Origin of the sequence: Actinokineospora baliensis (assembly GCF_016907695.1) — a bacterium.
GTDB lineage: Bacteria > Actinomycetota > Actinomycetes > Mycobacteriales > Pseudonocardiaceae > Actinokineospora > Actinokineospora baliensis.
This window is the reverse complement of record NZ_JAFBCK010000001.1, coordinates 1,407,474-1,421,514: the sequence shown is the minus strand read 5'-3', so window position 1 is coordinate 1,421,514 and position 14,041 is coordinate 1,407,474. Positions and strand designations below refer to the sequence as shown.

At 70.7% G+C, this 14,041-nt stretch carries 11 protein-coding genes and 1 tRNA gene; 9 read left to right on the top strand and 3 right to left on the bottom strand.

Features of this window, described 5'->3' with window-relative positions; translation table 11 throughout:
• The first annotated feature begins 12 nt into the window (after positions 1 to 12).
• Positions 13 to 1,326, top strand: coding sequence for a D-arabinono-1,4-lactone oxidase (locus JOD54_RS06590; RefSeq protein WP_204449679.1), 1,314 nt, complete (start codon positions 13 to 15; stop codon positions 1,324 to 1,326).
• A 6-nt stretch (positions 1,327 to 1,332) separates the two neighbouring features.
• On the opposite strand, the gene JOD54_RS06585 is transcribed toward JOD54_RS06590, so the two are convergent.
• Positions 1,333 to 1,953, bottom strand: coding sequence for a hypothetical protein (locus JOD54_RS06585; RefSeq protein ID WP_204449678.1), 621 nt, complete (start codon positions 1,951 to 1,953; stop codon positions 1,333 to 1,335).
• Between the two features lie 509 nt (positions 1,954 to 2,462).
• A tRNA-Leu gene (locus JOD54_RS06580) sits at positions 2,463 to 2,545 on the bottom strand.
• A 129-nt stretch (positions 2,546 to 2,674) separates the two neighbouring features.
• On the opposite strand from JOD54_RS06580, the gene JOD54_RS06575 reads away from it, so the two are divergent.
• From JOD54_RS06575 to pknB, 7 genes are all read left to right on the top strand, one after another.
• A complete protein-coding gene (locus JOD54_RS06575) occupies positions 2,675 to 3,898 on the top strand; it encodes an FHA domain-containing protein (protein WP_204449677.1) in 1,224 nt (407 codons plus the stop codon).
• Positions 3,899 to 4,157: 259 nt separating this feature from the next.
• Entirely contained in the window at positions 4,158 to 4,616 is a 459-nt protein-coding gene (locus JOD54_RS06570) for an FHA domain-containing protein FhaB/FipA (RefSeq protein ID WP_092787118.1), read from the top strand.
• Complete coding sequence (locus JOD54_RS06565; protein WP_204449676.1) at positions 4,613 to 6,085, top strand: PP2C family protein-serine/threonine phosphatase; 1,473 nt, start codon at positions 4,613 to 4,615, stop codon at positions 6,083 to 6,085. The genes JOD54_RS06570 and JOD54_RS06565 overlap by 4 nt, the downstream gene beginning before the upstream one ends.
• The gene (locus JOD54_RS06560) at positions 6,085 to 7,569 is read left to right on the top strand and encodes an FtsW/RodA/SpoVE family cell cycle protein (RefSeq protein ID WP_204449675.1); all 1,485 of its coding nucleotides are present in this window, start codon (positions 6,085 to 6,087) and stop codon (positions 7,567 to 7,569) included. The genes JOD54_RS06565 and JOD54_RS06560 overlap by 1 nt, the downstream gene beginning before the upstream one ends.
• Positions 7,566 to 9,050, top strand: a complete 1,485-nt coding sequence (locus JOD54_RS06555; RefSeq protein WP_204449674.1) for a peptidoglycan D,D-transpeptidase FtsI family protein — start codon at positions 7,566 to 7,568, stop codon at positions 9,048 to 9,050. Before JOD54_RS06560 ends, JOD54_RS06555 begins: the two co-directional genes overlap by 4 nt.
• 3 nt (positions 9,051 to 9,053) lie before the next feature.
• Positions 9,054 to 10,490, top strand: coding sequence for a serine/threonine-protein kinase (locus JOD54_RS33975; RefSeq protein ID WP_307859867.1), 1,437 nt, complete (start codon positions 9,054 to 9,056; stop codon positions 10,488 to 10,490).
• A 76-nt stretch (positions 10,491 to 10,566) separates the two neighbouring features.
• A complete protein-coding gene (gene pknB / locus JOD54_RS06540; RefSeq protein ID WP_204449672.1) occupies positions 10,567 to 12,555 on the top strand; it encodes a Stk1 family PASTA domain-containing Ser/Thr kinase in 1,989 nt (662 codons plus the stop codon).
• Positions 12,556 to 12,607: 52 nt separating this feature from the next.
• Here pknB and JOD54_RS06535 read toward each other — a convergent pair whose 3' ends face one another.
• Entirely contained in the window at positions 12,608 to 13,249 is a 642-nt protein-coding gene (locus tag JOD54_RS06535; RefSeq protein ID WP_204449671.1) for a DUF4386 family protein, read from the bottom strand.
• A gap of 134 nt (positions 13,250 to 13,383) precedes the next feature.
• Here JOD54_RS06535 and JOD54_RS06530 point away from each other — a divergent pair, with 134 nt between their 5' ends.
• Positions 13,384 to 14,040, top strand: a complete 657-nt coding sequence (locus JOD54_RS06530) for a TetR/AcrR family transcriptional regulator (protein WP_204449670.1) — start codon at positions 13,384 to 13,386, stop codon at positions 14,038 to 14,040.
• Position 14,041 lies beyond the last annotated feature (1 nt).

The window sequence follows — 14,041 nt, the reverse complement described above, 5'->3', positions numbered from 1 at the left end:
ACGGGAGGTTCGATGGCGGAGACAGCGGCACTGGCCTGGCGCAACTGGGCGGGCACCGAGTCGGCGACCGCGGCGGAGGTGCTCGCGCCGCGCACGACCGAGCAGATCAGCGCGGCGATCACCTCGGCGGCCGAGCGCGGGTTGACCGTGCGGGCCAGGGGAAGCGGGCACTCCTTCACCCCGGCCGCCGCCGCGCACGGCGTCGCGCTCGACCTGTCCGGCTGGACCGGGGTGACCGCCGTCGACGGCGCCGAGGTCACCGTCCGCTCCGGCACGACACTGGCCGCGCTCAACACCGAACTCGACCGGCTCGGCCGCGCGATGGCCAACCTCGGCGACATCGACGCGCAGACCATCTCCGGCGCGATCGCCACCGGCACGCACGGCACCGGCGCCCGGCTCGGCGGGATCGCCACCCAGGTGAGTGCCCTGGAACTGGCGCTGGCGGACGGAACGGTCGCGCGCTGCTCGGCCACCGAGCGCCCGGACCTGTTCGCCGCGGCCAGGATCGGCCTCGGCGCACTCGGTGTGATCAGCACGGTCACGCTGCGCACCGAACCGGCGTTCGCGCTGGCGGCCCAGGAACGCCCGGAACCCCTGGACGCGGTCCTCGAGGGACTCGACGACAGCTGCGCGGACAACGACCACTTCGAGTTCTACTGGTTCCCCTACGGGCAGAAAGCCTTGACCAAGCGCAACAACCGACTGCCCGGGGGCGCGGTCCCGCAGCCCCTCGGCCGGGCCCGCGAGTTCTTCGAGTACGAGATCATGGAGAACGCGGCCTTCGGCGCTTTGTGCAAGATCGGCCGGTTAGTCCCGCGATTGGTCAAACCCCTCAACAGGTTGTCCGCCTCCGTGCTGTCGCCACGCGCCTACAGCGACGTGTCGCACAAGGTTTTCGTGACCAGCAGGCGGGTGCGGTTCGTCGAGTCCGAGTACGCGATCCCGCGCGCGGCACTGGGCGAGGTGCTGGCCGAACTGCGCGCCAGGGTCCCCCAATTGGTCGAACCGGTGATGTTCCCCGTTGAGGTGCGCTTCGCCGCAGCCGATGACATCTGGTTGTCCACAGCGCACGAGCGCGAGTGCGCCTACATCGCGATCCACCAGTACCGCGGGATGCCGTACCTGGCGTACTTCTCGTTGTTCGAATCGATCGTCAGCGCGGTCGGCGGGCGGCCGCACTGGGGGAAGGTGCACACCCTCGACGCCGAAGCCCTGCGCGCCCGCTACCCCCGGTTCGACGACTTCACCCGGGTCCGGTCCGAAGTGGACCCGGACGGCCGCTTCCGGAACCCTTACTGCGACCGGGTTTTCGGGCCGATCTGAGGAGCCCTAGTGGGCGGCGCCCTCGAGGATCTGGTCGTAGGCCAGCTCGCTGACCCAGCGGTAGAGGGCGTCGACCTCCGGGTACGCGCGCTCCTGGCGGCCGGGCAGGTCCAGCTCGACCTTGGCATCCGGCTCGGCGCTGACGATCGCGACACCGTAGGCGCGGGAGCGGGGCAGGCAGTTGGCCAGGTAGTCGTGGGTCAGCACGGCGGAGGTGGGCAGCACCATCGCGGTGTCGCCGTAGCGCAGGAACGGCACGGCGTTGGCCAGCCCGGTGCGCCAGTGCCGCGCGACCGCGATGGCACCGACGATGCGGACGGCGGGCTCCGGCACGCGGCCGTGCAGCTCCGGCCACGCCCAAGTGGACACACTCGCCCGGTCGGTCACCGGCTCCTGGCCCAGGCAGATCCGCTCGGCGTGCACATCGGCCTTGAGGTCGACCACCAGGCACACCCGCCGCCCGTGCAGCGTCATCTCCGGCAGCACGGTCCCGGCCCAGCCCAGCGCGGCCGCCGCGGACACGGCCAACTCGTGCACCCCGGCGGGGAGCTCGACCGGCGGGGTGAGCTGCGCGGGCAGTGCCTTCAGGCTCTCGGTTACCGCTGTGCGCCCAGGAATGCCGGTCACGAACTTCCGCCCTTCGCTACCACCCCGCGTCGCCAGTCCGCGCTGCCGATCTTCGTGGTGTTCGATTCGGTACTTCAATTGAGTACCAGTTAGCCCAGGACGTTTAAGACCCCAGAACCGCTCCCCTGCGACCGGCGGCGCCAAGCGGTCGGTAACCGGTCGACGACCGACATCCCGACTTCACCCCGACTGTGCCGCCGTCTGGGTGACCCCCCACTCACCGCCCCCACCCCTCAACTACCCACAGTCCCCCAACGACCACCCCCCGCCCCAAGTTCCCCCCACCCCCCTCGCAAATCCCCTTTCCCCTTCAACAATTTGCCCCCCAACAAAGAAGAACAGCGGAAGAGAAACGCAGAGGGAGAGGTGCAAGATCAACCGCGCCGGACCGACCCCAACCACGCCGGGTCGGGAGCGATCGCACCGTCGGGGTCTGGGGGCTCGGCCCCCAGATACGAAAACGGCCGACCCGGTCCACGCTCTCCGTGGACATGGGTCGGCCGAGGCCGTGGGCGAGGAGGGAGTTGAACCCTCACGTCCTTTCGGACACACGGACCTGAACCGTGCGCGTCTGCCATTCCGCCACTCGCCCGAGTGCGGGTGTCCCCTGCGGGACGTGCAGAACACTAGCACGGTCGAAAACCCGGTTCGCACATACCCGTGTCCTGCACGGCGCGCCCGGATACGATCGGGGCAGGAGCACGAGCGGGAAGGAGGCCCCATGGGCATCGGCCAGCGGTTGAACCGCAAGCTGGAGGACGTCGTCGGGCACACCTTCGCGCGCGTGTTCGGTGGCAACGTCGTGCCGCAGGAGGTGGCGCAGGCGCTGCAGCGCGAGGGCGAGGACAACATCCGCGAGTTGGCGGGTGGTCGGCTCCTCGCACCCAACCACTACGTGGTGCAGTTGGGTCCGGCCGATCACCAGAACTTCGCGGGTGACGAGGACCGCATGAGGGCGCTGTTGGCGGACTGCGTGGCCGAGCATCTCACCGAGCACGGGTGGGATACCTATGGTGACGTCGTAGTCTCCTTGGAGCGCTCCGACGCGCTGCACACCGGACAGTTCCGAACCCGCTCTACCGTCGACCCCGATGTGAAGGCAAGTCCTCCCACCGGCGGTGCAGGCCAGCAGGCAGGCAGACGGCAGGCACAACCCCGCAACGCAGGAGACCGATCCATGAGCCAGCCTCCCGGCTACGGCCAGGCGCCTGATGGTGACCCGTACGGACAGCAGCAATACGGGTACGGCCAGGGCCAGTACGGCAACGATCCCAACTACGGTCACGGCTACGGCCAGCAGCCACCGCAGCAGGGCGGTGGTTACGACCAGGGCTATGGCCAGCAGCAGGGTGGCTATGACCAGGGTTACGGTCAGCAGCAGCAGGGCTACGGCCAGCAGCAGGGCGGGTACGACCAGCAGCAGGGTTACGGCCAGCAGGGCGGCGGTTACGGCCAGCAGCAGCAGGGCGGCTACGACCAGCAGGGTTACGGCCAGCAGGGCGGGTACGACCAGGGTTACGGTCAGCAGCAGCAGGGCTACGGCCAGCAGCAGGGCGGCTACGACCAGGGCTACGGCCAGCAGCAGGGCTACGGCCAGGACCCGTACGGGCACCAGGGCGGTTACGCCCCGCCCGCGGTGCAGACCGGTCCCCGCCAGCTCGCGGCGAGCCTGCAGCTCGACGACGGCTCCAACCGCAACTACTCGCTCAAGCAGGGCGGCAACGTGGTCGGCCGCGGCCAGGACGCGGACTTCCGGCTGCCCGACACCGGGGTGTCGCGGCGCCACCTGGAGATCACCTGGGACGGGCAGAGCGCGACGCTGGCCGACCTCGGTTCGACCAACGGCACGACCGTCAACGGCACGCCGGTGCAGACCTGGCAGCTGGCCGATGGCGACGTCGTGCGGATCGGCCACTCGTCGCTGGTGTTCCGCACCCAGGGCTGAGCGCGCGGCGCCTGGCGCTCGTCGCGGGTGGTCGGGTGCCCCGGGTCGGGGAAGCCCGGGTCGCGCAAGGCAACGAACGAGGTCGGCCAGACGTCTAGTTGAGGGCTGTCCGGGGGTCACCCGGGCAGTCCTCATCGTCACGTTGGACACTGTCGAATTGGACGAGCTGGTCACCACGAGTGGTGGCCACCGCGGCCAGGCCACCGGCGCGGTGGTCACGCGGTGGTGCACACCCTGAGAAGCGGAGCGGTCGCAACAAGTGCCTGAGTTGGTGATGCAGCTGACCAGAGCGGGGTTCCTGGCCCTGCTCTGGCTGTTCGTGCTCGCCGCGTTGCGGGTGGTCCGCTCGGACCTCTACGCCGCGTCCGGGCTGCGGGTGGCGGTGCCGGGGTTCCGCAAGTCGACCGCGGCGAAGATGCGCGGGAAGGCGCCGAGGCAGCTGGTGGTGACGCACGGCGCGCTGGCGGGCACGCGGATCACCCTGGACGGCAGACCGATCATGATGGGTCGGGCCGACGACTCGACGCTGGTGCTCGACGACGACTACGCCTCGACCCGGCACGCGAGGTTGTCGCTGCGCGGGACGGACTGGTACGTCGAAGACCTGGGCTCGACGAACGGGACCTACCTGGACCGGGCTAAGGTCACCCAACCCCTCCGGGTGCCACTTGGTGTCCCGATCCGTATCGGCAAGACGGTGATCGAGCTGCGCTCATGACCCTTGTTCTTCGTTACGCGGCCCGCAGCGACCGGGGCCTGGTGCGTTCCAACAACCAGGACTCCGTGTACGCGGGCCCACGCCTGCTCTCCTTGGCCGACGGGATGGGCGGCCACGTCGCCGGTGAGGTCGCCAGCAAGGTGGTGATCGCCGCGCTCGCGCCGCTCGACGACGACGAGCCCGGTGACGACCTGCTCGGCCAGCTGCGCGAGGCGACGCTGGCGGGCAACGGCGCGATCGCCGAGCTGGTGGCCAGCGACCCGGACCTCGACGGGATGGGCACGACGCTGTCGGCGATCCTGTTCGCGGGCAACCGGATCGGCCTGGTGCACGTCGGCGACTCCCGGGTGTACCTGCGCCGCAACGGCCAGTTCACGCAGATCACGCACGACGACACCTTCGTCCAGTCGCTGATCGACGAGGGTCGGATCACCGAGGACGAGGCCGCGACGCACCCGCAGCGCTCGCTGCTGCTCAAGGCGCTGACCGGGCACGAGGTGGAACCGAGCCTGACCGTGCGCGAGGCCCGACCAGGCGACCGGTACCTGCTGTGCTCCGACGGGCTGTCCGGGCCGGTGAGCCACGAGACGCTGTCCGAGGCGATCCAGATCCCGGACCCGCAGGAGTGCGCGGACCGGATGATCGAGCTCGCGCTGCGCGGCGGTGGTCCGGACAACGTGACGGTGATCATCGCCGACGTCGTGGACGTCGACTACGGGGACAACCACCCCATCGTCGGCGGCGCGGCGGGCAACGGCTCCGACGAGACGCCACCGCCGGATTCGGCCGCGTCCAGGGCCAGCGCGATGACCACGCCGAGGCCGGAACCGCGCAAGATCGAGCAGCCCCCGCCGCCGGACCCGAAGGTCAAGCGGCGCAAGCGGGTGCGGCTGCTGGTCGGCCTGCTGTTGCTGCTGGTCCTGCTGGGCGCCGGTGCGGTCGCGGCGCGGATCTGGGTGAACAACCAGTACTTCGTCGGCGAGGGCGACGGCGGGGAGATCGCGATCTTCCAGGGCGTGCGCGGCAGCGTGCTCGGCCTCTCGCTCAACAGCCAGCTGCAGGGCTCCTGCGACCCGAACGCCGCGGCGTGCGACAAGTTCTACGTCGACGACCTCGAGCAGTTCGGCAAGGAAGAGGTCCGCAACGGCAACAACACCTTCGGCAACATCGTCGAGGCGCGGGAGTTCGTGCGCGGGCTGCGCAGCAAGTTCGGCCTGCCCGACTGCGACACCCTGGTGAAGCAGACCGAGACCCCGACGACGACGCCCTCCCCCGGCACCCCGCCCGGTGGTACGACCACCGGCGCACCGACGACCACCACGCCCGGGTTCCCGACCACGACGACCACGCCGCTGGTCACCACCACCGACTCGTCGACCACGGGCACCGCGCAGACCTCCGAGCAGGTCCAGCCGCAGCCCGGGGTCAACTGCCGCACCCCGCGGGACGAGGACAAGGGCGGCGGCTGATGAGTACACCGGTCCAGGGCGCGGTTGGTCCGGCGACCGGGCAGAGCAGCGCGAACACCGACCCCGCGGCGCCCACCAGGCGCGGCACCGAGCTGCTGCTGCTCGGCTTCGCCGCCTTCGTGGTCTCCGCCGCGCTGATGCTCGTCGAGGCCAACCAGGAGCAGCAGCTGACGCTGCGCATCTTCTGGTACGGGTTGGCGTTCCTGGGGCTGTTCGCGGTGGCGCACGTCGCGGTGCGCAAGTTCGCCCCCTACGCCGACCCGCTGATCCTGCCCTGCGTCGCGCTGCTCAACGGGCTCGGCCTGGTGATGATCTACCGGATCGACCTGGCGATGACCGAGAAGGCGCTGCGCGCGGGCCGCGAGATCAACAACGACGTGCCCAAGCAGATCCTGTGGACCACCGTGGCGCTGGCGCTGTTCCTGGCCGTGCTCATCGTGATCAAGGACCACCGGACGCTCACCAAGTACAGCTACACCTTCGGCCTGGTCGGGCTGTTCCTGCTGGCGCTGCCCGCGGTGCTGCCCAGCTTCATCGCGCCGACGATCAACGGCGCCAAGATCTGGCTCAAGGTCGGCCCGTTCTCGCTGCAGCCGGGTGAGTTCGCCAAGATCCTGCTGCTGGTGTTCTTCGCCGCGTTCCTGGTCTCCAAGCGCGACCTGTTCATGGCCGCGGGCCGCCGGGTGCTCGGCGTCGACCTGCCGCGCGCCCGCGACCTCGGTCCGGTCGTGTTCGCCTGGGCGGTCTCGCTCGGCGTCCTGGTCTTCCAGAAGGACCTCGGCACCTCGCTGCTGTTCTTCGGCACCATCCTGGTGATGCTCTACGTCGCCACCGAGCGCGCGGTGTGGGTGGTGCTGGGGCTGTCGCTGTTCGTCGGCGGCGCGATCATCGCCTACAACCTGTTCACCCACGTGCAGCAGCGGGTGGCGAACTGGGTCGACCCGCTGGCCACCTACGCCGACGCGGGCGGCGGCTACCAGATCGCGCAGGCGCTGTTCGGCCTGGGCACCGGTGGGATCGGCGGCACCGGCCTCGGCGCGGGCCGCCCGGAGCTGGTCCCGCTGGCCAACACCGACTTCATCGCCGCGGCCATCGGCGAGGAGCTGGGCTTCATCGGCCTCGCCGCGCTGCTGCTGGTCTACACCGTGCTCGCGCTGCGCGGGATGCGCAGCGCGCTCGCGGTGCGCGACACCTTCGGCAAGCTGCTCGGCGGCGGCCTGTCCTTCCTGCTGATCATGCAGGTGTTCGTCGTCGTCGGCGGCGTCACCAAGCTCATCCCGATGACCGGCATCACCGCGCCGTTCCTGTCCTACGGGGGTTCCTCGCTGCTGGCCAACTACGTGCTGATCGCGCTGCTGCTGCGGATCTCCGACGCCGCGCGCAGGCCGCAGACCGGCGCGCGGCCACGGCCGGTCCCGCAGGCCCCGATCGCCGAGGCGCACACGGTGATGGTGCAGCGGCCGCAGGCGGAGAGGCCGGAATGAACACCCCGCTGCGCCGAGTCGGCCTCGCCATGCTCGGCATGATCATCCTGTTGCTGGCCAACGCGACCTACATCCAGATCATCAAGGCCGACGACTACCGCGAGGACCCGCGCAACCAGCGGGTCCTGCTCGAGGAGTACTCCCGCCAGCGCGGCAAGATCCTCGCCAAGGGCGCCAACAACCAGGTGATGCTGGCGACCGTCCTGCCGACCAACGACCGGCTGCGCTACCTGCGCCAGTACACCGCTGGCCCGACCTTCGCGCCGGTGACCGGGTACTACTCGGTGCGCTACGGCGCGGGCGGGTTGGAGCGCGCCGAGGACGAGATCCTCAACGGCTCCGACGACCGGCTGTTCGTCCGGCGGCTGTCGGACCTGATCACCGGCCGCGACCCGCGCGGCGGCAACATCGAGCTGACCATCAACCCCGACGCGCAGACCGCCGCCTACGACGCGATGGCCAAGGCCGGGTTCGCGGGCTCGGTGGTGGCGCTGAACCCGAAGACCGGCGAGATCCTGGCCATGGTCAGCACGCCGTCGTACGACCCGAACACGCTCTCCGCGCACGACGGCATCGCGCAGGAGAAGGCGTGGAAGGAGTACAACGCCGACAAGCGCAAGCCGATGCTGAACCGGGCGATCTCGGAGACCTACGCGCCCGGCTCGACGTTCAAGCTCGTCGTGGCCGCCGCGGCGCTGGAGGACGGCAAGTCCAAGGACGACCAGGTCACCTCCACCGACCGGCTGCAGGTCGGCGGCTCCGAGCTGCGCAACTACAACCGCGGCTTCTGCAACGGCACGCCGAACGGGGTGAGCATGCTGGTCGCGCTGTCGCTGTCGTGCAACACCGCGTTCGCGGAGCTGGCAGGCGACCTCGGCCCGGAGAAGATCGCCGAGCAGGCCGCCGAGTTCGGCATCGGCGAGAGCGACCTGGTGGTGCCGATGAAGGTCGAGCAGTCCTGCATCGGGCCCTCGGCCAGCTGCATGACCATCGCCGACAAGGCCGCGCTGATGCAGTCGGGCATCGGCCAGCGCGACGTGCGGCTCACCCCGCTGCAGAACGCGCAGATCGTGGCGACCATCGCCAACGGCGGCGAGCGGATGCGCCCGCAGCTGGTGAAGTCGATCCTGGCGCCGGACCTCTCGGAGATCTCCCGGCTCGACACCGACAGCCTCGGCCGGGCCATGTCCCGCGACGCCGCGGGCCAGCTGCGCGACATGATGATCGCCTCCGAGGAGAAGACCGGCGGCGACGGCAAGCGCGACGGGCTGACCATCGCGTCCAAGACCGGCACCGCCGAGACCGGCAACGACCCGAAGAACACCCCGCCGTTCGCCTGGTACGTGGCCTTCGCGCCAGCCGACGACCCGAAGGTCGCCGTCGCGGTCGTGGTGGAGAGCCAGGACGTGGCCGCCACCGGCGGCAAGCTGTCGGCCGCGATCGGCCGCGCCACCATGATCGCCGCGTTGGGCGGTGGCTGACCCGTGTTCACCTCGGGCCAACTGCTCGCCGACCGCTACCGGCTCACCCGCCGGATAGCGGTCGGTGGCATGGGCGAGGTGTGGGAGGCCGCCGACACCCGGCTCGACCGCAGGGTCGCGGTCAAGGTGCTCAAGCCGGAGCTGTGCGGGGACGCGGAGTTCCTGCACCGGTTCCGCACCGAGGCGCGCACCACCGCCTCGATCAACCACCCCGGGATCGCCTCGGTGCACGACTACGGCGAGACCGCGTCCATCCTCGACGGCCCGCAGGACACCGCGTACCTGGTGATGGAGCTGGTCGAGGGCGAACCGCTCGCGGCGATCGTGGCCAAGGAGGGCCGCATCGGCGCCGAGCGCACCCTCGACATCCTCGAGCAGGCCGGGCACGCGCTGCAGGCGGCGCACGAACGCGGCTACGTGCACCGCGACGTCAAGCCGGGCAACATCCTGATCACCCCGGCTGGCGTGGTGAAGCTGACCGACTTCGGCATCGCCAAGGCGGCCGACGCGGCACCGGTCACCCGCTCCGGCATGGTGATGGGCACCGCGCACTACATCGCCCCCGAGCAGGCGCTCGGGCACGAGGCCGAACCGGCCAGCGACGTGTACTCCCTGGCCGTGGTCGGGTACGAGTGCCTGACCGGGCGCAGGCCGTTCCTGTCCGAGAACGCCGTGACCGTCGCGATGATGCACATCCGCGACATCCCGCCGCCGCTGCCGCCGGACATCCCGCCCGGTGCCCGCGCGGTGATCGAGGCGACGCTGGTGAAGGACCCCCGGCAGCGCTACGGCAGCGGCGGCGAGTTCGCCGCCGCGGTCGCCGCGATCCGCGCCGGGATGCCGCTGCCCACCCCGTCCGGCTACGCGCTCGCCGCCGCCCAGCGGCACGCGGGCCCGCGCACCCCGGTGACCGGCACCCACCCCGGGCTGGTCCCGGTCAGCCCGCACCCCGGCTCGACCGGGTTCCCGATGCCGCCGCAACCGCAACGCTCCGGGCGGGGCGGCTTATGGGTGGCCATCGGGGTGCTGACCATCGCGCTGGTCGTGGCACTCGCGATCGGCCTGCCCGCGATCTTCGGCTCGGACGCACCCGAGGACCAGGGGCCCAGCGACCCCGGACCCCGACCGACCTCGGTGGTGCCCGGCGACAGCGAGGAACCCGGTGGGCCACCGGCCGGGCAACCGACCACGCGCACCCCGCGTCCCACCGGGGACGACGAGCCGGTCACCATCATCCCCACCCGCTACATCACCCGACCGGCGGCGCAGGTGCGCGAGGAGCTGACCGAGCTCGGCGTCGCGGCCATGGTGATCGACGAGGACGGCGCGGTGGTGCAGGACCAGGACAACTGCCTCGTTGTCGAAGTCTCGCCAGTGGGCCGGGTGCCGCGCGGCGCGCCCGTCACAATCAAGTGCAGGCAGAACGGACCCGGGGGATGAGCGACGACCGGCTGGACGAGGGTCGGACAGCAGGCATGATGGGACAGGACATGACTAGGAGCGGGGCAACGCACCGATGACCACACCGCGACTGCTCTCCAACCGCTACGAGATCGGCGAGACGATCGGGTACGGCGGCATGTCCGAGGTCCACCGGGGCCGCGACGTCCGACTCAGCCGCGAGGTCGCGGTGAAGGTGCTCCGCCAGGACCTGGCCCGCGACCCGCAGTTCCAGGAGCGGTTCCGCCGCGAGGCGCAGAACGCCGCCGCGCTCAACCACCCGGCGATCGTGGCCGTGTACGACACCGGCGAGACCCGCATCGAGACCGGTCCGCTGCCCTACATCGTGATGGAGTACGTCGACGGCCGGACGCTGCGCGACATCGTCAAGTCCGAGGGACCACTGCCCGGGCAGCGCGCGATGGAGATCATGGCCGACGTCTGCGCCGCGCTGGACTTCAGCCACCGGCACGGCATCGTGCACCGCGACGTCAAGCCCGCGAACGTGATGATCACCCGCTCCGGCGCGGTGAAGGTGATGGACTTCGGCATCGCGCGCGCGGTCGCCGACGGGCAGGTCGCGGTGACGCAGACCGCCGCGGTGATCGGCACGGCCCAGTACCTCTCGCCCGAGCAGGCCCGCGGTGAGGCGGTCGACGCCCGCTCGGACGTCTACGCCACCGGGTGCGTGCTGTTCGAACTGCTCACCGGTGAACCGCCGTTCACCGGTGACTCGCCGGTCGCGGTCGCCTACCAGCACGTGCGGGAGGACCCGAGGTCGCCGTCGGCGCTGAACCCGAGGGTCAGCCCGCAGCTGGACGCGATCGTGCTCAAGGCGATGTCCAAGGGCGCGGCCAACCGGTACCAGTCGGCCGCCGAGATGCGCACCGACATCGTCCGCGTGCTCTCCGGCCAGCGCCCGGCCGCGCCGATGGTGATGACCGACGAGGACCGGACCGCGGTGCTCGGCCAGAGCCGCCAGCCCGAGGTGCGCGGGCGGCACCGGCCCGAGGTCTTCTCCGACGAGCACGACGACTACGGCGGGTACGACGACGAAGAGGACCGCAGGCGCAAGCGGCGCAAGACCTGGCTGATCGTGCTGGTCGCGCTGATCGTCGCCGCCCTGGTCGCGCTGCTGTTCCTGTTGCTGTCCAAGGAGAAGGCACCCGCGGGCAGCGACTCGTTCGCGTTGCCCGACGTGCGCAAGCAGGTCGAGGCGCAGGCCAACGCCACCCTGGCGAACAAGGGCCTGCAGGTGGTGCGCGAGGCGGTCGCCTGCGAGCAGACCGCCGACGGCCAACCGGGTCCGTGCACCACCGAGGACATCGGCAAGGTCATCGACACCGCGCCCACCGCGGGCACCGACGTGCGCAAGGGCGACCGGATCACGCTCAAGGTCGGCACCGCGCCCGGCAAGGTCGCCGTGCCGGACGTGGCAGGCAAGACCCCGGACGAGGCCAAGCAGCTGCTGACCGAGGGCAAGCTCGGCGTGGTCGCGGCCGTCGACGAGGTCGAGGTCGAGGACGAGAAGCTGATCGGCAAGGTCGTGGAGACCAACCCGGCAGCGGGCCAGCAGGTCAACCCGGGCACCCAGGTCAAGCTGGCGATCGGCAAGGGCCCGGACACCATCGAGGTCACCAACCTGGTCGGGCAGGACTACGACACCGCGGCGAAGAACCTCACCGCGGCCGGGTTTGTGCCGCAGCGCAAGGACGTGTCCTCGGACCGGCCCGCCGGTGAGGTCGTCGACCAGGCGCCCAAGGGCGGCAAGGCGCGCAAGGGCACCACGATCACGCTGAGCGTCTCCAAGGGCGACAAGGTCGAACTGGAGATGCCGAACCTGGAGGGCAAGACCCGGGCCGAGGCCGAGGCGCAGCTGCGCCAGCGCGGCTGGATGGGCCAGCTCAACGTGATCGAAGAGTTCACCAACGACCCCGACGAGGTCGGCAAGATCATCGACCAGCAGCAGCAGCCGGGCGACAAGATCAGCAAGGACACCGCGATCGGCGTGCGGATCGGCAAGGCGCGGGGCGGACCGACGTTCCCGACGGTGCCGACCAGGTAGTCGACGCGAAAGGCCCCCACCCCTCGCCGGGGTGGGGGCCTTTCCCTTTGGCTCAAGCGGTTCGCGCGCGGAAGATGTGCACGGCGGTGGCAAGGAACCAGATCTGCACGGTCGCGCTGCCCACGCTGATCAGCGCACCCGCGTCGACACCGAGCAACTCGACCAGCGGCAGCGCCAGGGCGACGGCGGTGATCGCAGTGAAGCCCTTGAGCCACAACGGGATGTCCGCGATCTTCACGAGGCAGAACAACCAGCCCGCGGCGAACAGCGAGACGCCGAGCAGTTCACCGACACCACCGGCGAACGAGTTCAGCACGTCGTACTGCACCGCGATCGCCTCCCGGTTCGCGCCCGCCTGCCAGTCGTGCGCCAGGTCGGGCATCGCGGTGAGCCACCGGACGATGCCGACGCAGCGCGCGACCGCGGACAGGGCGGCGAACGCGAGGCCGAGGCGAGCGAGCCGCGAGTCCTGCCGGTCCGGCGCGAGGGTCGCGGTGACCCACAAGGCGACCGGTAAGAACAGCGCCGAGTAGGCGAGGTAGGCGACGTACCCCAGCCGCAGCGCCGTTTCGTTCTCGGCGACCTGCGGCAGGACGGTGGCGGCAGGCTCGCCCAGGCTGGCGGGCCATCCCACAGCGGCACCGAGGACCACCACGGGTACGAACAACAACAGGCCCTCGACCAGCAACAACACAGCAGCGGCTCGGCCAGGAACGCTTTCGCGTCCCCCACTTGCATTGCGATCAATAACTGCACTGCGATCAGTGTTCACACTTGCGACGGTAGCTCACTGCGAACACCGATCGCAACGCGCTACCCTCTCGCACCATGGCGAGCAGGCGGGAACGACTCCGGGAGCAGACGACAGCCGAGATCAAAGCCGCGGCAACGGCCCAACTCCGGGACAGCGGCGGCGCGGCGCTGTCGCTGCGCGCGGTGGCCGTGTCGATCGGCATGAGCCCGGCGGGCCTGTACCGCTACTACCCGAACCGCGACGCACTGCTGACCGAGCTGATCACCGACGGTTTCGCGGCCCTGGCGCACGAGGTGGCGCGCGCGCGGGACGAGGCGGAAAGCGACGCGTTCGTGGCCGCGGCCCTGGCGTACCGGGGGTGGGCGCTGGCCCACCCGAACGAGTTCGCCCTGCTGTACGGGACGCCGATCCCCGACTACGCGGCCCCGGAATCCGGCCCGACCTCGGCCGCGAGCCGCCAAGTGGGCGCCGCGTTCGTACCGCCGATCACCGCCGCGTGGCACCGCGGCACCCTCAAGCGCGAAGCAGCCGACCCCGCGCTCGACACCTTCGCCGCAGCGGTCGACCTACCCCCGGACGCGGCGGCGGTGGCGTTCACCGCGTGGACCGCGATCCACGGACTCGTCGTCCTGGAAGCCTTCGGTCACCTGGCCTGGCTGGCCGCCGACCCCGGCGAGCTCGCCGAGTCCCGCTTCCACGCCCTGTCCGCCGACCTCGGGATCGCGCCCTGAC